This window comes from [Clostridium] scindens ATCC 35704 (genome assembly GCF_004295125.1).
GTDB lineage: Bacteria > Bacillota > Clostridia > Lachnospirales > Lachnospiraceae > Clostridium_AP > Clostridium_AP scindens.
The window spans coordinates 1871573-1894109 of record NZ_CP036170.1 but is presented as its reverse complement, the minus strand read 5'-3'; the positions used below and the strand labels follow the sequence as shown (position 1 = coordinate 1894109).

Sequence of the window (22537 nt, the reverse complement as noted above, 5' to 3'; positions counted from 1 at the left end):
CGCAAAATACACCTATCGATGTCTGCGGATATTCTTTTCAAATATGGAAGGCGCCCTCTTTTCAAAAAGCACCCATTGGCCTGCTGTCATGGCATCTTTTGCTACTTTAGACAGTCAGGCTCGAATTCCTGCAATTGATATGTAATTTTTAATCGGTTACTATATTTAAAATGTCGCCGGCTTCAATCACACCTCCTTTGATTACTTTTGCGAATACGCCTTCCCTGGGCATGATACAGTCGCCCATTTTCTGGAATATCTCGCATCCATGGTGACATTCCTTTCCAATCTGCGTCAGTTCCAAGATGACATCATTACATTGAAAGATCGTGCCAATCGGCAACGTTTTAAAATCAATTCCTTCCACTACCAGATTTTCTCCGAAGGCTCCATTTGCCACCTGGGCGCCCTTCTTCCTAAATTCCTCGATCTTATCATAGGATAAAAGGCTAACCTGCCGGTGCCATTTGCCTGCATGGGCATCGCCCTCGATTCCATAATCCTCGATGAACACTGCCCGTTCTACACTTGTCTTCTGCGTTCCCTTGGCCGGGCTTGTGCAGACCGCTATCACTTTTCCCAACGTTATCATCCTCCAATCTTTGACATCTGTCTTTGTTCAAACCCTTCCCCTTCTGCCTGTTCGAAATGGTGGCTTCTGGGTTTTCTATATATAGCATCCTCAATAAGCATGGCTAGTTCTTCATCTGATTGCCCGCGCCGCAGCGGTCCTTTTATATCCGTTCCGTTTTCATACTGGAGGCAGGGCTTTAAGAAGCCTTCCGAGGTAAGCCGGATACGGTTGCATTCCCCGCAGAACTTATGGGATATGGCGCTGATGAATCCTATCCTTCCTTTGAATCCCGGAAATTTTACGTATATACTTGGACCATTTCCACATTTTCCATAAAAGAGGGTCTCCTGTCCATAGGCCTTCCTAAGCGCCGCAAGGATATCATCCTGGCTCCTCCCCTGGAACTCTTTTCCCAGCCCGATGGGCATCATCTCAATGAAGCGCACGTCCACCGGCAGATCCCTGGAGAGCCCTGCCAGTGTCGTCCACTGTCCTTCATTGACATTTCTCATAGGAACGCAGTTGATCTTGACCTTGACCTGTGGATACCGAAGCGCTTCCTTAAGTCCTTCCAGTGCCTGATCAAGCATATCCCGGCGCGTGACAGAGGCATACATGCCCGCGTCCAGCGTATCCAGGCTGATATTGACAGCATCCAGCCCTGCTTTGGCAAGTTCCTCCATCTGGCTTTTTAATTCTACGCCATTGGTCGTCAGCGTCACCTGCTCGATGCCTTCGCATCTCTTCAGATCTCTCACCAGGCTGTAGAGGCCCTTGCGTACCAGCGGCTCTCCGCCAGTCAATTTTACTTTCGATATCCCCATCCGGGCGCACAGCCCGGCAATTCTTACAATCTCCTGATAGGTTAGGATCTCTTCATGCGCCACCTGCTCTACGCCTTCCTCGGGCATGCAGTAGACACATCTCAGATTGCAGCGGTCCGTCACCGATATTCGGATATAATCTATGGTTCGTCCATACTGGTCTTTCACATTGCGTTCCTTCTTTCAAGCGTCATTTTCTGTTTTAAGTCTATTCCACGCCATAAGCGTGCGCCATCACGTCTGCCATCTTCTTTTTCCTGCAGTCCGGGCAGAGATACATCGGTTCTTCGCCGCAGCGCATTGCCGCGTATTCGATCTCTTCCTTTGTGCCTATGGGCGCGCCGCATTCCTTGCAGCGGATCAGTTCAAACTCCCGTCCCCAGATGCTCCGCTTCTTCTCATCCTCCGCAAAATCAATGGCTCTGGTGGGACAGATCTTCGCGCAGCTTAAGCAGCCGATGCACGCGCTGCTGGGTTCGTCGTAAGGCGTGGATATCTTCTTGGAAGTTCCGCGCATGACGGTAGAGATGGCTCCCGTTCCAAGGCTCGCGCACGCCCTGGCGCATAGTCCGCACATGATGCACTTCTCCCCTTCTATCGGGGCAAAACGGCTGCCATCCATGGCCCCATACTGCTTGCACAGGGCTTTGATCTCCGTGCTTTCCGGGGCTCTTGCTGCCAGAAGCATCAGGACAGCGCCCCGGTCTTCCCTTACCCGGGCGCTGTCCGTGTACACTTCGCAGGGCTGCTCCACAGGGTAAACGCAGGATACCACGATCTTGCTTCTTTTGTTTTCCACCACTTCTACCAGGCACACCCGGCAGCATCCTTGTTCCGCTACACCAGGATGATGGCATAAGGTCGGTATGTAAAAGCCATTCCTTCTGGCTACTTCAAGCAGGAACTCTCCCTTTTCGCAGGTACATGCTTTTCCGTTGATCGTAATCTCTATCATGCCTGCTGCCCCCTTTCTGCGGCGTCATTTCTTCTCAGGGTAATGACCGCGTCAAACTTGCATGCTTCCCTGCAGCTTCCGCAGGCGATACATTTCTCCGGATCAATGGCATGTATTTCCTTCTTGCCGCCGCTGATCGCACTCGCCGGGCACCCTCTGGCACACATGTCGCAGCCGATACATTTCTCCGGCTGTATGGCGAACCTGGTCAGTTCCTTGCATACGCCCGCCGGACATCTCTTCTCGCGGATATGCGCCTCGTATTCTTCCCGAAAATACTGGATCGTCGTCAGCACCGGATTGGCTGCCGTCTTTCCGAGGCTGCAAAGGGACGCGTCCTGCATAGCCCGCCCCAGACGTTCCAGCAGTTCAATGTCTCCTTCTCTTCCCCTGCCCTCGCAGATATCCGTAAGGATCTCCAGCATCCGCCTTAAGCCCTCGCGGCAAGGCGTACATTTTCCGCAGCTTTCCTCGCACAGGAAGTTGGTGTAGTATCTGGCTACCTCCACCATGCAGCTTCTGTCATCCATAACGATCATACCGCCGGAGCCCATCATGGCTCCGTACTTCGCCAGCGAATCAAAATCCACTTCCAGATCCAGCATGGATTCCGGAATACAGCCTCCTGACGGCCCTCCCGTCTGTACAGCCTTGAACGCCCGGTTATTCAGGATGCCGCCGCCGATATCATAGATCAGGTGGCGCAGGGTCGTGCCCATTGGCACTTCCACAAGTCCGGTCCTTTTTACCTTTCCTACCAGGGCAAAGACCTTCGTCCCGCTGCTGCCTTCTGTTCCAATATCAGCAAAGGCCTCCCCGCCTTTCTTGATGATCACCGGTATATTAGCCAGCGTTTCCACATTGTTCAGCACGGTAGGCTGGTTCCAAAGGCCTCTTTGCACGGAACGGATATACTTAGCCCGGGGCTCTCCCACCCGTCCTTCTATTGATGCCATCAACGCCGTGGACTCGCCGCATACGAACGCGCCGCCGCCCCTGACTACCGACAGTTCCAGCCTGTGAGACGAGCCCATCACGGATTCGCCGATAATGCCTCTGGCCTTTGCATCCTCGATGGCTTTCTTTACATGCCGCACTGCCAGGTCGTACTCATCCCGGATATAGAAGAAGCCTTCCTCGGCTCCTACCGCTACCGCGGCGATGGCCAGTCCTTCTATAACGCAGTGGGGATCGCCTTCCAGAATCGAGCGGTCCATGAATGCGCCCGGGTCTCCCTCGTCTCCATTGCAAGCCACATATTTGGGGAAATTCTCATAAGAAGCGGCAGTCCTCCATTTCCTCCCTGCCGGGAATCCGGCTCCGCCTCTTCCCCGAAGCCCTGACTTCTCTACTTCGGAAATGATTTCGTCCGATGTCATGGATACTGCCTTCTTAAGGGCCTCGTATCCGCCTTCTTTTAAGTAGTCTTCTATATTCTCGGGATCAATCTTCCCGATATGTCTTAATGCCACCTTCTGCTGATGGGCATAGAATGGATTCTCTTCCTGGGAGCGTACCCTCGCGCCGCTGTCATCCTGATACATGAGCCGCTTGATCTCTTCTCCCCCCAGAACCGTCTTCTCTATAATCTCTTCTGCGTCCTTAGGCTTTACTTTATAGTATACCAGATTATCCGGCATAATTTTCACGATCGGCCCATTTTCGCAGAATCCATTGCAGCCGGTAGTCTTAACTTCCGCAATCACCTGGGCCCTGCCCCCTTTTGCCTCCGCTGCCTCCGAGAGTGCCTCGGCAACCTTCATGCTGCCGTTTGCCCGGCATCCGGTACCACAGCATATAAGAATCTGCTTCTCCATCTATGCAGCACCACCTTTCCGGACATCCTCGATAATCTCTCTTAGTTTCTCCAGCGTCACTTTCCCATAATAGACGTCATCCACCACCAGCACCGGCGCCAGCGCGCAGGAGCCAAGGCAGTTCACCGTCTCGAAGGAAAACAGCCCGTCCTTCGTCGTCTCGCCGGGTCTGATGCCCAATTCTCTCTCTATCCCGTCAATCAGTGTAGATGCGCCGCGGATATGGCACGCCGTACCATCGCAGCATTTGATGGTATGCTCGCCTTTTGGCACCAGACTCAATGCCTTGTAAAACGTCGCCATGGCATACAGCGCCGATACCGGACACCCCAGATATTCGGCCAAGGCCTCTAAGCCTTCCCTTGGCACATACTGGTAAGTCCTCTGCATATCCTGCATGATAGCCAGCGCATATCTCTGGCTGCATTCATAGGAATGAATAATCCTCTCAATACTTTCTTTGGAAACTTCCAACAATTCCACCACCTTTAACCGCCTGCCACGACCGGAAAGATCGATACCACATCGCCGGGAAGAAGCTTCGCATGGATGCCTCCCAGGTGCGCCACATGCCTTCCGTTGACCAGGATAATAATCTCTTCTCCCAGATCTTCCCCATCCGGCGTAAGCATCTTTTTCCTCAGCCTATCCCCGTAAACGTCGCATAAGGAATGCGCCAGATGATAAAGATCTTCCTCATAGGGGAAATCCGTCGTCTTGCAGCCGGTATAATCTCTGAGATAAGCAAAAAACTTGATCTGCATTGCTTCATCTCCTTTTGCCTGCGGCAGGGGCGCTGCCCTGCCGCAATTTATGATTCATGATTCCGTTCTATAATCCCAATTCCTTTTCTTTATCTGGTGTCGGAACGCCTTCTGCATCCCATCCTCTAACCTGATAATACTCTGCCAGCATTGTGTAGAGGTCATTCACCTTACCCTTGGCAGGCCCTTCCGGCAGATGCTCCCTAAGAAGCCTCGGCGGCAGGGTATCCTTCTCCACGCCGGCCGCGATGTTGAACTTCTTCTCAAGGTTCCAGACACGCTCGCCCTTCAGCAGGATATCCGCATCCGATTCATCGCTTCCTACTGCCTCCCGGTACTGCGCCGCTACTTCTGGCAGTCCGATGGCAAATGAGGTGAACAGGCAGATTCCTACAGAATCGATCAGTGCGGTAAGATCCTGGAATACCTTCAGCATAGAGGCCTTTCCTTCTGTTACCAGCGGATCCATCTTAACCGGAAGCCCCAGGACTTCCGGAGACGTCATATAGCCACGCACATGGCAGCCGCCACGGTTGGAGGTCGCATATTCAAGGCCGATTCCCTGCATCGCGCGTCCGTCATAGGCCGGCATCTCCTGTTTCTTTACGGACATGGAAAGTTCTGGATGGCCATATCTTTCTGCCAGCCGGTAAGAGCCCATAGCCAGCTGTGCGCCGAATCCTTCATTCTTTCCTGTCATCTCCGCCAGTCTTACCATCGTCGCCGCATCCCCGAACCGGATCGGGATGCCGCCAGTGTCCTCTTCTGTGAGGTATCCTGCCTCGAACAATTCCATCGCGCAGGCAATGGTGGAGCCAAGCGTGATCGGATCGAATCCATATTCATTGCAGATGAAGTTGGCCTTGCACACCGCCTCCAGATCATCGATGCCACAGTCTGCGCCAAAGGACCAGCCTGCCTCATACTCGGGGCCCTCTCCCCTGGACTTGAACGGTCCGTCCGGGATGTCTACGATACGCCCGCATCCGATACAGCATCCAAAGCATCCTTTGTTTCGAACCAGATATTTTTCTGCCAGCGTCTCGCCGGATATGTTATCCGCATCCGCATACAAGGAACCGTCACGCCCATTGCGCAGCGGCAGCGCTCCCGACTCATTGATAATGTTGACCAGGATCTCCGTTCCATATGCGCCCAGGCCTTCGCCGGTAACCGGATGTGCTTTCAGTACCTTCCTGGCGTTTTCAATGGCATCCATGAAGCCTTCCGGCCTTGCAACGTAGATGGACTTCGTCCCCTTTACCGCCACTGCCTTAAGCTTCTTGCTTCCCATAACCGCTCCCATGCCGCCTCTTCCTGCCGCGCGGTGCTTGTCGTTCATAACGCCCGCGTACAGGCACAGGTTCTCGCCTGTAGGCCCGATGCAGGAGATCCGGAAGGAAGATCCGCAGGCCTTGTTCAACTCGTCTGTCGTATCATATACCGTCTTTCCCCACAGTTCCTGCGCATCTCTTAACTCTACCGTATCGTCATTGATATACAGATAGACCGGATGATCGCTTACGCCTTCAAAGATGATGCCGTCATAGCCTGCATACTTCAGTTCTGGCCCGAAATGTCCGCCGGAATTGGCAGCGCCTATGGTTCCGGTAAGCGGCGCTTTTGCCACGACCTCAAAACGGCCGCTGCAGGATGCCGCGGTTCCGGTAAGCGGGCCTGTCATAAATATCAGTTTGTTGTCCGGTCCAAGCGGGTCTGTCTGAGGATCCACCTCATCACAGAAATATTTCGTTCCCAGCCCTCTTGCGCCTACGAAATCCTGTGCAGACTTCATATTCAGCGGCTCTTTTGTTATACTGCCGTTCGATAGATTTACTCTGATGATCTGTCCCATATATCCATACATCATGCTTTTGCCTCCTCTCCAAACACATCTTTAAAGTGGTCGGCAACCGCACGCTTTCTGTCGATTCCCTCTTCCGGATCCTCGTAAGAGATGGCTCCTGTCGGACAGAACTTGGCACATTTGGGGTCTCCGCCGCACAAATCGCACTTATGTACCTGCCTTCTCTCTGTATTAAACCCGATATTGCCGAGAGGACATGCGTTCATGCACATCTTGCATCCGATACACTTATCCGGATTGATAATAACAGCATCCTTCTCGTCTCTGAATATAGCGCCCACCGGACAGACTTCCATGCAGCAGGGCTCTTCGCACTGCATGCACATCATCGGCACGCTAATGGCTGCCTCCTCATAGGCCATTACGCTGACGTTGGCAAATCTTGGATTGAATGCTCCATTGTGCCCGAAAGAGCAGACCAGTTCGCAGGTTCTGCATCCCAGGCATTTTTCGGGCTTAATTAATAACTGCTTACCCATTAGCCAATACCTCCTTCTCTACATAGAAAAATCCATTATCATGCCCCGCATAATAATGGACTCCTTCGCAATCAGGCAGGCAGCACCGTTACCCGCGCTACCCATTGGTCCCGCCTTCCCGTATGCTTATCGGCTTCCATACGTCAGAAATCCGGGACTCGGAGTTTATTTACTTGTTCTAGTACTCATTATAATATAAAATAACTGATAATACCACAAATTTCCATAAATTATCATTAATTATTTCATCTGCCCGTCCAATCATGTTAATTATTTATCAAATTAACAGTCATCTCCTCCGCATATTGGACATGAGGGATTCTTAAATACCGGGATTTCCTCCACGGTTCCATAGATTCCATCGTAACTTAGCACGCTGCCTCCCTTGCGCTTCTGACCAGCCAGATATGCCACCGCAAGCTGGGCCTCCAACGCTCCGACGATCATCGTGGTGGTTCCCAGGGAACTGCTTATATGTACCGGTTCTTTCCCCTCCGGATTCATACAGGCCAGGCAGGGATCCTGCCTTCCGGTCACGGCGGTCACCGTCCCATAGTGTCCGTCGATGGCTCCGTCAATCAGGGGCTTCCCGGCTTCTTTTGCCAGCCGGTTGATCAGCAGGCGGGTCTTGACCTTATCCACCGCGCAGATGACCAGGTCAAACGAAGATACGATTCTTTTCCCATTCTCCCGGGTCAGCCGTTCCTCCCATGCCTCAAGTTCGATATCCGGCCGGAACCGCTTAAGCCATGCTCCGGCGCAGACCGCCTTCTTCTTTCCGATATCGGAAGGGGTGTACAGATACTGACGGTTCAGATTCGACCGTTCCACCACGTCCCCGTCCATGATTCCGATCCGCCCCACGCCAGCCTCCGCCAGCGTGGTCAGTACCGGGCATCCAAGCCCGCCGGCTCCCACCACCAGGACGGACGCCTTCTCAAGCCTCTCCTGGGCCTCTCTTCCCATCCCCGGAACCATCATCTGCCTTTCATAGCGCTGCCAGTCATATTCCTGGCTTCCTGTCTTAGTCAGCAAGTCGCCCGCACGGATCTCCCCGTCCTCAAGCGCTGTGGCGAACCAGCAGCAGTCCTTCAGCATACAATCCATTCCTGTCTTGTACCGCCCGCATTCGTCAAAGCAAGTCCCTTTCCTATCAGTAATCAGAAGCAGGGCGCTGCCTGCGCGGATTTTGTCACCCACTTCAAGCCTCATCCGGCCCTCGATCATCAGATTCGCCTTAATCCTGGAAAAGCATAGTCCTTTTATCTCTTCCTCTTCTACAAAGCGGCTGGCATCTTCCCACATAATGCTGATCTGCTTTTCCTGATCCATACAATGCCGGTCTCCTTCGATCCCGCCGTTTCTGACGACACGCACAGCGGCTTCCTGCCTTCCCGGCATATTCTTCGCTTCAAATACCTGAATCCTGCTTATTCTTCCTGCATTCATTCTATGCACCTCCGCATTCTCCATCCCTTCCTGTAAGGATGCCAAGCCCGTGCTCCAAAGAGGACAGGATGAATGAGAGATTTTCCCTAACAGCCTTCGTGCTGCCCGGAAGATTGATGATCAGCGTCTTTCCCCGGATCACCGATACGCCCCGGCTTAGCATGGCGCGCGGAGTGACTTGAAGGGAGCAGTAGCGCATGGCATCGGCAATTCCCTGCGCATTCCTCGTAGCCACATGCAAGGTAGCTTCCGGCGTACAGTCCCGCTGGGCAAATCCGGTTCCCCCCGTAGTGAGTATCAGATCCATATGGGAATCGTCGCACAGACGGATCAGTTCCTTCTCGATCATCTCCTGCTCATCCGGGAGCAGCAATGTCTCCTCGATACTGTAGGAATCTTCCGGCAGCATCTCGCAGATCAGCGGACCGCTTTTATCCTCTCTTTCTCCCCTGTAGCCCTTGTCGCTTAAGGTAATGACCGCTGTTTTCCATTTATAATCTTCCATAAATTTCCTCCTTTCTATGGGCTTATTATTCTCGGATACCGAGACGCCTCTTTCCGGCACGTACAGTTCGCCCGCTTCCGCCGGAATGCTTTTAAATCCGCTTGCCTTTAACTCCTCTTTTTCTTCCTCCCTACGCAAGAGTCAGCAATTTGTCTGCCCCCAGAAGTTCCAGATCCTGCCTGTCATGCGTGATGACGATCAGGGTCTTTTCTTTTGCATTCTTACGGATATAGCCTGCAGTAACGATCTTCGTCTCTTCATCCAGCCCCTTTAACGGCTCATCCATCATGATGCAGCCGCACGGCGCCAGAAGCGCCCGCAGGATCGCTACCCTGCGCTTCATCCCTCCGCTCAGTTCCCGCACAGGCTTTCCAAATGCTTCCCCAAGCCGTAGCGCCTCCATCTCGCGGCGTAGTTCCGCTTCGTCTTTCTCTGACACAAGTTTCAGATTCCGGATGGCGCTTACATTCTCGCATAGCCTGTCTTCCTGGAATACGGCGCTTATCTTTCCGTAAGGTACGCCTTCTACCCGCCCTTCATCCGCACGTTCCAATCCAAGAAGAATCCGCATAAGCGTAGTCTTTCCGCACCCGGACGGGCCCATGATGCAGGAGATCTTTTCCTCCGGGAATCGGACTGTCAGCTTCTTAAGAACCACCTGCTCTCCGTAAGACTTGCTTACATTGTCTACAATAATATCCATCATTCTATGTCCTCTCTATCCACTGGATAATTCTGCCCAATCCCCACAGGAAGCACTTTTCAAACAAGAAGCTGATCGTAATGATTACCAGGGTCCAGGCAAACAGATCCGGCGTATTCAGGTAGATCTTGGCGTGGTACAGTTTCTCTCCAATAGAGCCTTCCGGCACGCCAATCACTTCCGCTGCCGTCCCGGCCTTCCAGCAAAGTCCGAGGCCAAGGCTGCAGGCAGTCAGCAGATAAGGCAGCACCTGGGGCAGATAGATATACAGCGCCCGCTTTACCTTCCCAATGGAAAATACATCGGCCATTTCCAGCAGTTGTTCGTCCGTCCTCTGGAGTCCTTCCAGCAGATTTGCATAAATCACAGGAAAGACGATCAAGAACGAGATAAATACCGCCAGATTCCTGGAGGGTATCCATATCAGGCATAAGATGATGAACGATGCTACCGGTGTAGATTTCACGGCGGTTACCAGCGGATGGAACAGGATCTTCACCCACCCAAAGCGATAAGACAGGATTGCCAGAAGGGTCCCGATCGCCAGAGCGCTTAAGAATCCTCCTATAATCCTTCCAAAACTGAACCAGACGGACTTCCAGAATTCTTGCGTCACCAGCAGGTCGGATAACTTCCGGACCACGGATACAGGCGAGGCCAGGAGAATCTCCTGGCCCAGCCACATGCTGCCAATCTGCCAAACCAGCAGCCAGAAAGCCACCGCCATGATCCGGACGGTTATCCTGGAACTTCTGGAATGTATGTTCTTCTTATCTTGCATAATAGAAGTCATCATCCGGTACTGCACCTCCGACGGTCTCCGGATTCTGCCCAAGCAAGGTATTCAAATATCCGGAAAGCATGGTCTTCATCTCTTTGCCTTCCACGAATACGATGCTGCACTCCGGAATTGCCTTTACTGCTACTTCTTTGGCTATGATATCATGGTTTCCGATGATCTCTGCCGCTGCCTGGGTATCCTCATTGACAAAATCCACTGACTTCCGGTAGGCATCCATAAATGCCTTTACTTCCTTTGGATGCTCTTCCAGGAATCCCTTGCGAATGACCGCAACGCCTGTCACCAGGCGGCTTCCATCTTCCGTTCCGCTTTCCCACAGTTCGTTCAGATCCAGGGCAACCCTTAGTTGGTCGTTCTTCATCACCGCCGTAGTCACGAATGGCTGGGGCAGAAGTCCTACTGCCGTCGGGTCTGCCGCCAGAGCCGCAACCACCTCCGCGTGCTCGGACTTGTACTCAATGGTTACATCGCTTAGAGGATCGATGCCATGCGCGGTAAGCACGGAGTTAAGAGCGTACTCCGGCGTCGCCCCTTTTCCGCTTGCATAGATCGTCTTTCCCTTCAAGTCTTCCACCGACTGGATGCTATTCCCATTTTCCACCAGATAGAGAATGCCTAATGTATTGACTGCCAGCACGTTTACCTGCTTCTGCGTCTTCTGGTACAGGACGGCTGCCAGATTCGCTGGAACCGCGGCAATATCCACTTGTCCCTGGACTATCATCGGCACGATCTCATCCGGGGATACCGAGATCGTGAACTCATACTGGTTATCGTCCAGCATCTGCGCCATTCCCATAGCCGTTGGTCCCTTAAGCGCCCCTACCTTGATCGGAGTCTGGGATTTCGCTTTATCATCTTTCTTGGCTTGCTCTTCTTTGGCCGTATCTGCCTTCTTGTCCTCTTCCTTTGCACCGCATCCTCCAAGCGCCGCCGCGCAGAGACACAGCACCATCAGCCATGCGGCCAGCCTTCTCTTCTTCATAATATTTTCCTTCTTTCTTAAGTAGATTAATTTCTATTATACCTCTTTTTTCCTTAATGTACTATTGCAAAATATATTCACCAATATGTAAAATATAATTGACATTCTTTAAGGAACCGATTATTCTATAGTCAAGAGGAGGCATGGGAAAGGATGAAGAATAAAAAAATGAAGATGGCCCGCCTAAGCCTCGATATGTCCCAAGAGATGCTTGCCGCCAAAGTAGACGTAACGCGTCAGACAATCGGCATGATAGAGGCGGGGAAATTCAATCCATCATTAAAATTATGCATTGCCATCTGCAAGGTTCTGCATGTAACATTAGACGACCTATTCTGGGAGGAGGATGAATATGAAGAAAATAGTTGATGAACGACAGGAATTAGAATTATTAAAAATAGAACGGGCAGGCTTCTACGTGCTGTTCTTTGCCCTTGCGGCCGATATTTCGGCTAAAACATTATTTTTCCAAGTACCTTTTAGAGCGTTGATCGGGGAAAATGTCGCCTTTCTGGCAGGCTGCGTCACAATCCTGGCCGGATGTATGAAGAGAGGATTATGGAACTATAGCTCTAAGCCCGGTCTTAAGAACTATCTGCTGTCAAGCTTGATAGGAACCCTCATATTCGGCCTGATGTTCCTGGCTTCCCTTATATACCGGGACATCCCGCACGCTGGCTATGCAGCCCTGATCTTTGCAATCTCTATATTTATCCTGATGTTCGCGACCCTTGCGGCTATCGGGGAATATACGAAGAAAAGGCAGGCGAAGCTGGATCAGGAATATGAAGATGAAGATGAATAAGCAAGGATTGAGGTGATTCTATGGATTTTGAGCAAGATTATATTATGCGTATGATTCAGGATGTCGTACGGTTCCTGATGCAGCTGATCACCGGCAGGCAGCAGTTTCAGTATGACTTTGCTAATTTCACAGGGAATATGACCGGCAATGATCATTTTGCCCGTCTCATCGCCCTTGCAGATGCCGGAAAGATCAACAGCGCGGAAAATATGATGTACGAAGATCTTGACCCTGAGGATAAGGAATATCTGATGCTGGGCCTTGCCTTCTATTCCCACATCAATGAATACTCGGATGATTTCCTGACTGCAGCCGACTACTCCCGGGCCGAGATCCAGGATGGCATCCGAAGCCTCTTGAACGAGTATGGGATCACAGGGCTTGACGCCATCTATGAATCTTTGGACTGAACGCATACTGACGAGCCGTAGGCAGATATCATGCCCATCGACAATCTGATCGGATTCGCGGAATCAGAGGGCAGAAGCCAATACTTCAGCGTGGACGCTGCATGTCCTGCTTGCTGTTTATCATATCCGTATGCCGCCTAGTTCCTTTTTAATGCGCCTCGGCATCTCTGTCTTGTTTCAAGATAAATACCAGCGTATCCACATCAGAATATTCCTGTGAAAAATGGTAACCCAGCCGGTTGAAGCCCTTGATTCCTTCCATGTCTTCTACTTGGTTCTTTGCCAGATAGCGGACCATCTCTCCACGGGCCATCTTCGCCAGTGTTCCCTTCTCAACCACCTTATCACCGATCACCTCTGCGAAGACACAGGTAATAAACCGGATATCCTGCCGCAGATATCTGGATATGCATTTGCTGTATTCCTTTGAGGCAAGATTCAGAATGAATTGATCCTCTTCAAATAACGCATCTGCCAATGCGCTGCCCCAGAATTCATACAGCGAGCCAAGCGAAGGGCGCTGTCTATGATTCCCCATCTTGGCCTGCATCTCCAGCCGATAGGGCACGACGCCGTCAAACGGCTTTAAGATTCCATAGAATCCGGATAATATGCGAAGGTGCTCCTGAAGATAGGCAAATGCTTCTTCCTCCATAACCGCCGGAGCCATATACTGATACTGGATGCCTTCGTAAGACAGGATGGCTGGCGTCAACGATTTTTCCAAATCCATCTTGCTAAAACGCCGGTAATTCAGTTCCGCGATCTTGTCATTGCATTTCCAGATCGTCTTGCATTGACTATAATCCAATGACTGCATATAATCTAACAATTCCTGGGTCTTGTCAAGGAAAGCCGGGAGTTCCTGGCAGGGGAATACATCTGTATTGACATTCATTTTCTTTGCCGGTGATATGATAATGAGCATTTTTCGTCTCCTTTGGTACTTCTGACCAGCAAAAGCACGGGAGCCTAGTGGCCCCTGTGCTTCTCCTTTTTCTTCTGCTGCCTCAATTCAAACTTGCGCAGCTGCTCCGCCTCTCTTTTCTCCCGGCTTCTGCTTTTACGCTCCGTCTTCCTCTCTTCCAGCTGTAATTTCAGCGCCTGCTGGGATTTTGTTCCGATCCCGGCGGCCTCCGTCTGCCTGCGGGCCTCTTTCTGCCTGCGCTTTGGATTCACTTTCGCCTCTTTTACAGCCGTTTCAACAGCCGGACTAAAGCGTAACCTGTCATAACCGCGTAGCAGGATATCCCAGACCTCATAATCCTTCGGCTCTGCTCCGAATGTAATCTTCGAAGCCGAAAGACTTCCTTCTGCGATCCTCTCCACCACGCCGACCCAAAAAGGATCTTCAAAAAATACCGTCAGTGTTACCAATACTTTGTCCATGTTCTTTTCCTCCTTAATGAAAACATAAGCAAAAGAATGGACGACCTAAGGAGGAAGGTTACTGACAGCCCGCGCAAATAGCACAGTGCCGCGCCCGGACTACCAACCGGACTGTATGCATAAGCATACGTTGTGTTTTTATCTTTGCTGATTACATACTATCTTTTTTCGATCGGAACGTCAAGTTGGCGGCATTATAGAACTCCTTTAGTTCCGCTCTCTTCTCTACAGACAATTCGCTTTTTCTGATGCCTTGAATTGCGCCTTCCAGCGCGAGCAGGCGGTGCATGCAGGCGGAATCATCAATCGCCTTGATCTTAAGCCACGCCTGCTGGCTCCCCATCTCTTTCAACTGCTCATAAGTCGTGATTCCTACTTCCTGAAGCTGTTCCTCTACCTTGGGCCCGATATTCGGCAGTTTTGATAATTCTCCCATATGATACCTCCTGCTCTAATGACGATATTTTTCCCGTGGATTATAGTCCTTAGTATAACATCTTCACTCCCGAATGAACAGTCATTTACCACATGTCCCCCTTGGCAGAATCCATATATCTTACAAAATGTCTATATGTTCTCCTGCCAGCGCCTTATTCATGCTGCGCACCGCACAGAACTTTCCGCACATAGAACAGGTATCCTCGTGCTCCGGCTTGCGCTCTTCCCGGATTCTTTTGGCCGTCTCCGGGTCAATGGAGCAGGCCCACTGCGCCTCCCAGTCAAGAGCTTTTCTCGCGTCCGCCATCTGGTCATCGATTTCTCTTGCGCCCCGTACGCCTTTTGCGATATCTGCCGCATGGGCCGCAATCTTGGAGGCAATGATCCCCTGCTTTACATCCTCTACATTCGGAAGGGCCAGGTGCTCCGCCGGCGTTACGTAGCACAGGAATGCAGCGCCGGAAGCGGCGGCGATGGCTCCCCCGATCGCGGAAGTGATATGGTCATAGCCCGGCGCAATGTCCGTAACCAGAGGTCCCAGCACATAGAAGGGGGCGCCCTGGCAGATAGACTGCTGTACCTTCATATTCGCGGCAATCTGATCCATGGGCATATGTCCCGGCCCTTCCACCATGACCTGGACATCCTTTTCCCACGCGCGTTTCGTCAGTTCTCCCAGCCGCACCAGTTCCTCGATCTGGCACACATCCGTAGCGTCTGCAAGGCATCCGGGCCTGCAGGCGTCTCCCAGGGATATGGTCACATCGTATTCACGGCAGATATCCAGGATCTCATCATAATACTCATAGAACGGATTCTCTTCCCCGGTCATGCACATCCACGCAAATACAAGGGAGCCGCCTCGGGATACGATGTTCATCTTACGCTTATGCTTCTTCACCTGCTCGATGGTCTTCCTGGTGATTCCGCAGTGCAAAGTCACAAAATCCACGCCGTCTTGCGCGTGCAGCCGGATCACGTCTATAAAATCCCTGGCAGTCAGTGTGTCCAGATCCCTCTGGTAATGGATGACGGAATCATACACCGGTACCGTGCCAATCATAGCCGGACACTCATGAGTAAGCTTGCGCCTGAACGGTACCGTATCCCCATGGGAAGACAGGTCCATAATCGCATGGGCTCCCATGTTGACTGCCTCCATGACCTTCTCCATCTCCACATTGTAGTCCTTGCAGTCTCTGGAAACGCCCAGGTTCACATTGATTTTGGTCTTCAGCATGGAACCTACGCCCTCCGGGTCGATACATGCGTGATTCTTGTTGGCGCAGATTGCCACTTTCCCGGACGCTACCAGAGTCATCAGTTCCTCCACCGTCATCCGCTCCTTTTTCGCTACCGTCTCCAGTTCCTTGGTCACGATTCCTTTTCGTGCCGCCTCCATCTGTGTTGCATAGTTTCTCATTCTTTTACCACCCTTTCGTTTTGTTCTTGAATGACAGATGGATGAATGCTGGCAGAAGAGATTCTGCAGGAATTCTTTAAACTAAAAACTGCTGTAACGCAGATAGCATTACAGCAGTAAAATCCTACACTTTACTTCTATATCTCCCTACGTTGGCATTATCCAAATCAGGTTATGGGTTAAAGCGATACAGCTTACTCTCAGCCCGCTTACGCGAGCACCCCTGTTGTTCCTTCGTTAATTATACTATACAGGCCTTGTCCTTGCAAGATGCTTTTCCTATGCCATGGAAGCATCATAGATTGCCTGGATAGATTCCCTCAGCATCTCGTTGAACTCGTCATCCGTCTGGGAGTCAGTAAGTCCCTCCGTCAGTGCTCTGGAGAAACTGGCAATCATATGGTGATTCTGCGCAAGCTTCTCATTGGCTTCCTCACGGCTGTACCCGCCGGAAAGCGCGACCACCCGGACTACATGGGTGTCTGAGGCAATGCTGTCGTACAGGCCGGCTTCATCGGGAATGGTCAGTTTGAACATGATCCGGATGCCATCATCCAGATCGGCCAGATACCTATCTATCTCTGCTTTCAGGAACGACTCGATCTTCCCCTTCTCCTGGCTGTGGATGTCTACCTCCGGCTCCAGAATCGGCACGAATCCCGCCTTTGCTATCTGGATGCCGTAGGCGAACTGCTGCTTGACAATCTCATGGATTCCCTTCTCATTATAACTGCTGATGACGGAACGCATCTTCGTTCCGAATATATGGCGCTCCTTTGCCCGCTCAAGGAGAGCATCCAGTCCATTGATTGGCTTCATAAGGCGCACCCCGTCCACCTCGGCGGCAAGTCCTTTATCGACCTTCAGAATCGGAAGAATGCCCTTTTCAATCAGATAATCCTTGTACGCTTCTGATGGATCATGTCAAACATCTCTTCTTCCGACTGATACCGTTCTTCGCCGATCCCGTAATTTTTAAGGGCCTTTGGCGTGCTGCCGCCGCTCTGGTCCAGAGCCGCTATGAATCCTTTGCCATCATGCATCCTTTTTACCTGTTCTTCACTCATACGAATTCCTCCATTCTCTGTGTGAAACATAGTCCAAGTCGTTACATTTACAGTTCAAACAAACTCATCTGATGGCACTGTTCTACCCTCCTTTTGTGTGCCGTTTCTCTCTCCATCAGTTCTGGCGGCATCCCTTCCAGAAAACCGGATGCCTCTTTTGACGTCGTTAGAATCAATTCCTCCATCGCCCTTGTCATGCCTACATACAGAAGCCTGCGTTCCTCTTCCAGATCCGTTGTCCCTTTTTCACTTTCCAGGGGAATCAGCCCCTTCCTTGCCCCATAGATAAAGGTAACCGGGAATTCCAGTCCCTTCGCGCCGTGAAGCGTCATCAAGGTGACCGCGCCCGAAGCGTAGTTCCGGTTCCCGCACCGCTTAATATCGCTTTCTATGCCTAATTGGACCGCCAACATGAATTCCGGCATCGCCTTATAAAATACACCCATGCCCACCAGCTTCTTCACTGCCTCATTATCTTCCAGCTGCAGTTCCTCCATCCACAGTTCCAGGAACTTCTGTGGCTTTTTCTTCTGGTATAAAGGACGATACTTGCCCGCCATCCTTTCCAGTACTTCTTCCGCAGCCAGATTGCCATCCATATTCCACAGAAGTCTAAGGCACTGCTCCTTCGCCAGGATATCCATGGGATTGTCAAGATAACGGAAGAAGCAGATGCTTCCCCGTACTTTTTCTTCCTGCAGAAATGATCCTCTTCCTGCCACAATATATGGAATCCCTTCCTTCTTCAGGCATTTCTCCAGCAGATCTGCCTGATGGTTGGCTCGGTACAATATGGCAATCTCGTCAAATCCCCGGACTCGGCCTTCTGTCCTGACGGCGCCGGATAACTCATGGGCTTCCAGCATTCCGATTCCTCCGGCCAGGCGGTTGATCTCCTTGACAATAAAGATGGCTTCCCCCATCCCCGACTCTGCCGTCACCAAGCGCGCCCTATCGCCTTCCTCCCGGTTGGCAGCAAGTCTTCTGTCTTCTCCGGGATTATGGGAGATCACTGCGAGAGCGGCATTCAGGATCTGAGGCGTGGAACGGTAATTCTCTACAAGCCTTATCACCTCTGTACTCTCATGTTCCTCGACAAGCCGGTCAAAGCATCTGGCATCTGCCCCTCGGAATCCATAGATGGACTGATCCGGGTCACCGATCACGAACAACTCGCGGCCTTTTTTATTCCATGCCTTAAGCAAGCGGTACTGCAAAGGATTGATGTCCTGGAACTCATCCGCCAGAAGATAGGAGAAACGCTTCTCCCATCCCGCAGAAGCCTGTGGTTCTTCTATCATCTTTAATGTCTCCAGCAGAAGGTCGTCAAAATCAAGAAGCTGCCTGTCTTCCAGATATTTCTGATAGGCGAGGAACGCGTCTGTGTCCTCCTGCGGCAATTCTCCTTCTGCCTTCCAGGCAGACACCCTGCATAAGAACTTCTTCACCGTGTCCTTTAGCCGGTATTCCTCAATGAGCCCGCGCGCGATCTCCTGTGCCCCTTCTTCATCCAAGATAGAAAATTCCCTGCCCTGGTCTTTCAGAAATGCCAGGCAGATGGCGTGGAAGGTTCCGATCTGCATCGTATGGATCTGCTTCTTCTTTCCCAGGGCATTCCTGAGCCTCTCCCTCATCTGGGACGCCGCCTGATTGGTAAATGTAACCGCTGTAATCTCCCCGGGCTTTACTTTTCTATTTTCTATCAGATACAGGATATGGCTGATCAAGGTCTTGGTCTTTCCCGTGCCTGGCCCCGCGATTACGGCTACCGTCCTGGCTGTAGACCGTACTGCCCTCTCCTGCTCGCGGTTGAGCCTGTCAGACAGCGGCAATTTGGTGCCTGAGCTTTGCTCCTTGCCGTCTTCTTCTGGCTGCTTCGCTTTCGCGGAAGTTATTCCATCTTCTATGGCTGCATTTACCCTGTCTTTTGCTTTGGCGCTTTTTCCATCGCCTTCTTTCTTTCCTCCCAGCAGATCGAAGAAGTCCATCTGGCCGCTGGTATTTTCTATTTCTGAAGGAGCGAATAATTTTATAGTCCCATACTCCCCGTCAAACCCCGGAATCCTCTCTACCTTTCCATCCCGCAGCCTTCCGATTCCCTCGGATATCAAATATCCCGACACGCTGCGTATTTCCTCCAAAGGCATGGTTCTTAAGATATCGAATTCTGACCCCAGGCGTCGCAGCATGTTCTGATATTCCTTCTGCACCCTGGCGCTGGCTGCCGAGCGCCCTACCGAAGCACCGATGACTTCCGGCAAAGGCACCAGACTCTCGAATGGCCTGGCATCCGCTCTTACATAGCCTTCCGCCCGGTCCGCCAGTTGCTCTACCCGGTGGGATACGCCGATGGTAATCTTTCTGCCGCACACGGGGCAGATTCCCTGATATTTCTCCGTGTCCAGAGGACTCAGGCAAAGGTTGCATTTCCGATGTCCGTCAAAATGATACTTCCCCTCTTCCGGAAAGAATTCTATGGTGCCAGTCAGTCCCTGGCCTTTCTGGATCGCATCATAGAGACCTTGATAGGACAACTCGATATCCAGAAGGTTGGCCTCCCTTCCCAGTTTCGCCGGAGAATGGGCGTCCGAATTGGAGATCAGATGATAGGAATCCAGGGCGGATACCCGCCAGTTCATGGGCGGATCCGAAGAAAGTCCGGTCTCCATGGCATGAATATGGGGCGACAAATCCCCGAAGCATTCTTCCACCGTATCAAATCCGGAGAACGCGCCAAACAATGAGAAATGAGGCGTCCAGATATGGGCCGGGACAAAGATCGCCTCGGGGCAGAGTTCCAGCACGATCTCCAGCAGGTCGCGGCAGTCCAGCCCCAGGATCGGCCTTCCATCAGAATGGATATTTCCGATGGCCTCCAACTTCCTGGATATCACCTCCGCCTCCTCAAGGCCAGGAAGCAGAATCAGGCTGTGTACCTTCCTCACTCTTCCGTTCTTTTTATAGATGGAACTGATCTCTCCGGTAATCACGAATCGGGGAATTATCCTATCTGTACAGGTTTCGTCCTGAATCCGGTACTCCTCCTTTAATACATAGAGCCCGTCTTCAGCCGGCACAAGTTTTTCCTTGAGTTCTTCCCTCCAAGCGGGGTGGGTAAAGTCCCCGGTTCCCACAAGGTGGATTCCTTTGCGCCTTGCCCCAAGATCCAGATGCTCCGGGGTACAGTCCTTGCTGGTGGCCCGGGAATAGCGGGAGTGAATATGCAGATCTGCTATATACATGCGGACACCTCCATTCCCAGCGTCTCCTTCGCCTGCGCAAGCCTGCGGCTATACTCCTCGTAAAATGCCTGTGCCTGCGGGTTTTTTGGATATGCGGTCTGATAAAAGGTCTTTAAGACATACAGGTTGAGAATCCTTGTCTGCTCTTCATCAAGTCCGTTTAATCCTTCTTCGCACTTTCTTAAAAAATCATGCCAGCTAAAGATATACTTTTCATAAGCCTTCAGATCCGGCGCATCCACCCATTTCTTCACCTTGATCTTGCCCCGGTCCGTCTTCCTGCACTCATGAACCTGCAGAAAATACTTGAAGCCCTCTTCCTCATAATATCTTCCCAATGGAAACAGCCTGCATATGCCCGGCCGGTATGGGTGGACTGCGCATCTTCCCTGTTCATCCAGAAACGTGCACGTTTCGCCTTCCCTATCCATTCTCAAGTTGGGAAGTATCATTCCATCCACCACGTGCAGTTCCAGGCATCTCTTCATCAGACCGTCAAAGTCCAGCGAAAGTCCCGTGCACAGCCGCCATACATCCAGCGGATCTAAAAGAATCGAATTCCCCATCCCTTTACAGCAGGCGGAACACCCCTCGCAGTCATGGCAGTCTGCCCTTACCATGTCATTTGCCGTATATAATTTTCCATCTGATATTTCACTCATATCTATCTTGCGTTTCATACAACCGTCCCACTTTCTTTCTCCAGTATCTCGTATTCAAATTCCCGGGCTGGCATAGACTTGTAGAACACATATCCCTGCACCATGTCGCAGCCTTCTTCTTTCAGGAAGTTCACAAGGCTGCTGGTATCAATGCCTTCCGCCACCGTTTTCATATGCAGTTCTTTGGCTAAACCCGGCCTCTCCCAGATGCATCCGGGAAAGGTTGACAGAGATTGGAAGCACCCTCTTACGGCTGTCCTGCCAGTTCCTTAAGAGGCGGCACACCTGCTCGAACGGAATAAATTCATCCGGCGGTATCAGTCCATATTCAATCTGTCGGTTATCCGTCTCGCACAGCAGGATATTAAAGATATCCGACTGAATTCTTGAGACACATTCTCCCGGCCTCAGGCAGCCTCTTGGGCTGCCCTAATATCTCTGCTTTATGATTATTATAGCATCCCTCTCCCCCAGAAGTAACCCCATTGGGGGTTTATTTCCTACTGATCCTGTACCAGATGGCTTGGTGTTGTCCGGCAAATTAAATGATGTTCCATCCGGCAGATTATTTCGTGCTGATTTGGGATCTCTACAGATAGGTTAGTCACTTTAAAAGTAATTGTTTCTGCGAATTGTTTTCCTGACAGAAAGACACCCGCAAATTAATTGCGGGAGTCTTCTCAGACGAGGGTGCTGTCATTGATAGCCTGCATCACGATGTCGGCTGTAATCCGGTTAGTTGACTGGCTATGTCCGATCACAAGCTTAAGTCATGTTCTTCTGGGAATGTCCGTTTCTGGAATTATCCGTTTCCTTGTTGCGTTAATCATACTTGGGATATCCTAGTTCTTCATCCATTTCCTGATCCAGAGCACCTTCCATGATGATGGACATCATATCCCGCATGATATAGTTGACATCGGTTCCATCCTTGACCTTTACATTGTTCTCTTTCAGATAGTTGCCCATCATTTCCCGAAGAGCTGCTTTTTGTGGGGTATCTTTTTTCCTTGCCATAAAACAAACCTCCAAACTGGTAAGTTTATTTTACATCAGTTTGAAGGTTTACACAAACTTTGGGATGTTCCCGGAAGAGCATCTGTTACTTGCAGTTCCAAGACATTTTGCCTCTACCAGAAAAACCGCCTCCTATCAGATCTCCACAGAGATGATAAGAAACGGTTCGTTCTTAAATGATTCTTTCAAGCCTGTTCCACTTAAATTTTTCGAACAGGATTCTTTTATTATGCTGAAACCAGATAATGATACCCGGAAACGTGCTGCTTCCCTTCTACAGCAAGTAGAGATAAATCCAACTATATTATTCGAGCTGGATCATCAGCTTACTTCTTATAACGTGACCTGTAAGATTACAAC

General features: G+C 51.2%; 23 protein-coding genes, 2 pseudogenes and 3 riboswitches. Of the genes and pseudogenes, 3 read left to right on the top strand and 22 right to left on the bottom strand.

From position 1 onward, the window contains the following. Positions 1–14: 14 nt before the first annotated feature. Positions 15–138: riboswitch (molybdenum cofactor riboswitch) on the bottom strand. A 10-nt stretch (positions 139–148) separates the two neighbouring features. The 13 genes from HDCHBGLK_RS09665 to HDCHBGLK_RS09605 form a co-directional block, all read right to left on the bottom strand. Beyond that, the gene (locus tag HDCHBGLK_RS09665; protein ID WP_004608139.1) at positions 149–592 is read right to left on the bottom strand and encodes an MOSC domain-containing protein; all 444 of its coding nucleotides are present in this window, start codon (positions 590–592) and stop codon (positions 149–151) included. Next, on the bottom strand, positions 589–1566 hold the full coding sequence (gene moaA, locus HDCHBGLK_RS09660; RefSeq protein ID WP_039909981.1) for a GTP 3',8-cyclase MoaA: 978 nt from the start codon (positions 1564–1566) through the stop codon (positions 589–591). The genes HDCHBGLK_RS09665 and moaA overlap by 4 nt, the downstream gene beginning before the upstream one ends. Before the next feature lie 40 nt (positions 1567–1606). Next, positions 1607–2353 carry a 2Fe-2S iron-sulfur cluster-binding protein gene (locus HDCHBGLK_RS09655; protein ID WP_004608137.1) on the bottom strand — a complete coding sequence of 249 codons (747 nt, stop codon included), beginning with the start codon at positions 2351–2353 and terminating at the stop codon, positions 1607–1609. Further along, on the bottom strand, positions 2350–4170 hold the full coding sequence (locus tag HDCHBGLK_RS09650) for an NADH-ubiquinone oxidoreductase-F iron-sulfur binding region domain-containing protein (RefSeq protein WP_004608136.1): 1821 nt from the start codon (positions 4168–4170) through the stop codon (positions 2350–2352). Before HDCHBGLK_RS09650 ends, HDCHBGLK_RS09655 begins: the two co-directional genes overlap by 4 nt. After that, positions 4171–4656 (bottom strand): NADH-quinone oxidoreductase subunit NuoE, encoded by a 486-nt coding sequence (nuoE, locus tag HDCHBGLK_RS09645; protein ID WP_004608135.1) that lies wholly within the window; start codon positions 4654–4656, stop codon positions 4171–4173. Positions 4657–4658: 2 nt separating this feature from the next. Next, positions 4659–4934 carry a MoaD family protein gene (locus HDCHBGLK_RS09640; protein WP_004608134.1) on the bottom strand — a complete coding sequence of 92 codons (276 nt, stop codon included), beginning with the start codon at positions 4932–4934 and terminating at the stop codon, positions 4659–4661. Positions 4935–5001: 67 nt separating this feature from the next. Beyond that, positions 5002–6804 carry an aldehyde ferredoxin oxidoreductase family protein gene (locus tag HDCHBGLK_RS09635; protein ID WP_004608133.1) on the bottom strand — a complete coding sequence of 601 codons (1803 nt, stop codon included), beginning with the start codon at positions 6802–6804 and terminating at the stop codon, positions 5002–5004. Beyond that, positions 6801–7280: a 4Fe-4S dicluster domain-containing protein gene (locus tag HDCHBGLK_RS09630; protein ID WP_004608132.1), complete on the bottom strand. Its 480-nt coding sequence runs from the start codon at positions 7278–7280 to the stop codon at positions 6801–6803. The genes HDCHBGLK_RS09635 and HDCHBGLK_RS09630 overlap by 4 nt, the downstream gene beginning before the upstream one ends. 44 nt (positions 7281–7324) lie before the next feature. Continuing rightward, a riboswitch (molybdenum cofactor riboswitch) is annotated at positions 7325–7456 on the bottom strand. 106 nt (positions 7457–7562) lie between these two features. Continuing rightward, entirely contained in the window at positions 7563–8729 is a 1167-nt protein-coding gene (locus HDCHBGLK_RS09625; RefSeq protein ID WP_130574587.1) for a ThiF family adenylyltransferase, read from the bottom strand. A gap of 1 nt (position 8730) precedes the next feature. Beyond that, on the bottom strand, positions 8731–9234 hold the full coding sequence (locus HDCHBGLK_RS09620; protein WP_039909991.1) for a MogA/MoaB family molybdenum cofactor biosynthesis protein: 504 nt from the start codon (positions 9232–9234) through the stop codon (positions 8731–8733). A gap of 130 nt (positions 9235–9364) precedes the next feature. Beyond that, positions 9365–9940 carry an ATP-binding cassette domain-containing protein gene (locus tag HDCHBGLK_RS09615; protein ID WP_004608129.1) on the bottom strand — a complete coding sequence of 192 codons (576 nt, stop codon included), beginning with the start codon at positions 9938–9940 and terminating at the stop codon, positions 9365–9367. Between the two features lies 1 nt (position 9941). Then, a complete protein-coding gene (locus HDCHBGLK_RS09610) occupies positions 9942–10718 on the bottom strand; it encodes an ABC transporter permease (protein ID WP_004608128.1) in 777 nt (258 codons plus the stop codon). Then, positions 10708–11724 (bottom strand): ABC transporter substrate-binding protein, encoded by a 1017-nt coding sequence (locus HDCHBGLK_RS09605; protein WP_004608127.1) that lies wholly within the window; start codon positions 11722–11724, stop codon positions 10708–10710. Before HDCHBGLK_RS09605 ends, HDCHBGLK_RS09610 begins: the two co-directional genes overlap by 11 nt. A gap of 153 nt (positions 11725–11877) precedes the next feature. Here HDCHBGLK_RS09605 and HDCHBGLK_RS09600 point away from each other — a divergent pair, with 153 nt between their 5' ends. From HDCHBGLK_RS09600 to HDCHBGLK_RS09590, 3 genes are read left to right on the top strand one after another with little or no spacing between them, the layout of a single operon-like run. Further along, the gene (locus HDCHBGLK_RS09600; RefSeq protein WP_004608126.1) at positions 11878–12093 is read left to right on the top strand and encodes a helix-turn-helix transcriptional regulator; all 216 of its coding nucleotides are present in this window, start codon (positions 11878–11880) and stop codon (positions 12091–12093) included. Beyond that, a complete protein-coding gene (locus tag HDCHBGLK_RS09595; protein ID WP_004608125.1) occupies positions 12077–12529 on the top strand; it encodes a DUF6773 family protein in 453 nt (150 codons plus the stop codon). The genes HDCHBGLK_RS09600 and HDCHBGLK_RS09595 overlap by 17 nt, the downstream gene beginning before the upstream one ends. A gap of 20 nt (positions 12530–12549) precedes the next feature. Beyond that, the gene (locus tag HDCHBGLK_RS09590; RefSeq protein ID WP_004608124.1) at positions 12550–12939 is read left to right on the top strand and encodes a DUF6483 family protein; all 390 of its coding nucleotides are present in this window, start codon (positions 12550–12552) and stop codon (positions 12937–12939) included. A gap of 148 nt (positions 12940–13087) precedes the next feature. Here the strand turns inward: HDCHBGLK_RS09590 and yaaA are convergent, their stop codons facing one another. The 9 genes and pseudogenes from yaaA to HDCHBGLK_RS09545 form a co-directional block, all read right to left on the bottom strand. After that, positions 13088–13867, bottom strand: coding sequence for a peroxide stress protein YaaA (gene yaaA / locus HDCHBGLK_RS09585; RefSeq protein ID WP_004608123.1), 780 nt, complete (start codon positions 13865–13867; stop codon positions 13088–13090). Positions 13868–13911: 44 nt separating this feature from the next. Then, positions 13912–14328, bottom strand: coding sequence for a YjdF family protein (locus tag HDCHBGLK_RS09580; protein ID WP_004608122.1), 417 nt, complete (start codon positions 14326–14328; stop codon positions 13912–13914). Between the two features lie 151 nt (positions 14329–14479). Beyond that, on the bottom strand, positions 14480–14764 hold the full coding sequence (locus HDCHBGLK_RS09575) for a TfoX/Sxy family protein (RefSeq protein ID WP_004608121.1): 285 nt from the start codon (positions 14762–14764) through the stop codon (positions 14480–14482). Positions 14765–14884: 120 nt separating this feature from the next. Continuing rightward, complete coding sequence (thiC, locus tag HDCHBGLK_RS09570; protein WP_004608120.1) at positions 14885–16189, bottom strand: phosphomethylpyrimidine synthase ThiC; 1305 nt, start codon at positions 16187–16189, stop codon at positions 14885–14887. Positions 16190–16316: 127 nt separating this feature from the next. After that, a riboswitch (TPP riboswitch) is annotated at positions 16317–16424 on the bottom strand. A 44-nt stretch (positions 16425–16468) separates the two neighbouring features. Beyond that, positions 16469–17256 (bottom strand): annotated as a pseudogene (locus tag HDCHBGLK_RS09565) (fructose bisphosphate aldolase). 47 nt (positions 17257–17303) lie between these two features. After that, complete coding sequence (locus HDCHBGLK_RS09560) at positions 17304–20498, bottom strand: UvrD-helicase domain-containing protein (protein ID WP_004608117.1); 3195 nt, start codon at positions 20496–20498, stop codon at positions 17304–17306. Next, positions 20489–21178, bottom strand: a complete 690-nt coding sequence (locus tag HDCHBGLK_RS09555) for a YkgJ family cysteine cluster protein (protein WP_004608116.1) — start codon at positions 21176–21178, stop codon at positions 20489–20491. Before HDCHBGLK_RS09555 ends, HDCHBGLK_RS09560 begins: the two co-directional genes overlap by 10 nt. Then, positions 21175–21333, bottom strand: a complete 159-nt coding sequence (locus HDCHBGLK_RS09550) for an EAL domain-containing protein (protein WP_004608115.1) — start codon at positions 21331–21333, stop codon at positions 21175–21177. The genes HDCHBGLK_RS09555 and HDCHBGLK_RS09550 overlap by 4 nt, the downstream gene beginning before the upstream one ends. A 652-nt stretch (positions 21334–21985) precedes the next feature. After that, positions 21986–22177 (bottom strand): annotated as a pseudogene (locus HDCHBGLK_RS09545) (IS256 family transposase); the annotation flags it as partial. Positions 22178–22537: the final 360 nt, after the last annotated feature.

Coding starts and splice junctions, on each gene's coding strand:
- HDCHBGLK_RS09665 (WP_004608139.1), bottom strand. CDS start 592: ATGATAACGTTGGGAAAAGTGATAGCGGTCTGCACAAGCCCGGCCAAG.
- HDCHBGLK_RS09655 (WP_004608137.1), bottom strand. CDS start 2,353: ATGATAGAGATTACGATCAACGGAAAAGCATGTACCTGCGAAAAGGGA.
- HDCHBGLK_RS09650 (WP_004608136.1), bottom strand. CDS start 4,170: ATGGAGAAGCAGATTCTTATATGCTGTGGTACCGGATGCCGGGCAAAC.
- HDCHBGLK_RS09640 (WP_004608134.1), bottom strand. CDS start 4,934: ATGCAGATCAAGTTTTTTGCTTATCTCAGAGATTATACCGGCTGCAAG.
- HDCHBGLK_RS09635 (WP_004608133.1), bottom strand. CDS start 6,804: ATGATGTATGGATATATGGGACAGATCATCAGAGTAAATCTATCGAAC.
- HDCHBGLK_RS09630 (WP_004608132.1), bottom strand. CDS start 7,280: ATGGGTAAGCAGTTATTAATTAAGCCCGAAAAATGCCTGGGATGCAGA.
- HDCHBGLK_RS09625 (WP_130574587.1), bottom strand. CDS start 8,729: ATGAATGCAGGAAGAATAAGCAGGATTCAGGTATTTGAAGCGAAGAAT.
- HDCHBGLK_RS09620 (WP_039909991.1), bottom strand. CDS start 9,234: ATGGAAGATTATAAATGGAAAACAGCGGTCATTACCTTAAGCGACAAG.
- HDCHBGLK_RS09615 (WP_004608129.1), bottom strand. CDS start 9,940: ATGATGGATATTATTGTAGACAATGTAAGCAAGTCTTACGGAGAGCAG.
- HDCHBGLK_RS09610 (WP_004608128.1), bottom strand. CDS start 10,718: ATGCAAGATAAGAAGAACATACATTCCAGAAGTTCCAGGATAACCGTC.
- HDCHBGLK_RS09605 (WP_004608127.1), bottom strand. CDS start 11,724: ATGAAGAAGAGAAGGCTGGCCGCATGGCTGATGGTGCTGTGTCTCTGC.
- HDCHBGLK_RS09600 (WP_004608126.1), top strand. CDS start 11,878: ATGAAGAATAAAAAAATGAAGATGGCCCGCCTAAGCCTCGATATGTCC.
- HDCHBGLK_RS09595 (WP_004608125.1), top strand. CDS start 12,077: ATGAAGAAAATAGTTGATGAACGACAGGAATTAGAATTATTAAAAATA.
- HDCHBGLK_RS09590 (WP_004608124.1), top strand. CDS start 12,550: ATGGATTTTGAGCAAGATTATATTATGCGTATGATTCAGGATGTCGTA.
- yaaA (WP_004608123.1), bottom strand. CDS start 13,867: ATGCTCATTATCATATCACCGGCAAAGAAAATGAATGTCAATACAGAT.
- HDCHBGLK_RS09580 (WP_004608122.1), bottom strand. CDS start 14,328: ATGGACAAAGTATTGGTAACACTGACGGTATTTTTTGAAGATCCTTTT.
- HDCHBGLK_RS09575 (WP_004608121.1), bottom strand. CDS start 14,764: ATGGGAGAATTATCAAAACTGCCGAATATCGGGCCCAAGGTAGAGGAA.
- thiC (WP_004608120.1), bottom strand. CDS start 16,189: ATGAGAAACTATGCAACACAGATGGAGGCGGCACGAAAAGGAATCGTG.
- HDCHBGLK_RS09560 (WP_004608117.1), bottom strand. CDS start 20,498: ATGTATATAGCAGATCTGCATATTCACTCCCGCTATTCCCGGGCCACC.
- HDCHBGLK_RS09555 (WP_004608116.1), bottom strand. CDS start 21,178: ATGAAACGCAAGATAGATATGAGTGAAATATCAGATGGAAAATTATAT.
- HDCHBGLK_RS09550 (WP_004608115.1), bottom strand. CDS start 21,333: ATGAAAACGGTGGCGGAAGGCATTGATACCAGCAGCCTTGTGAACTTC.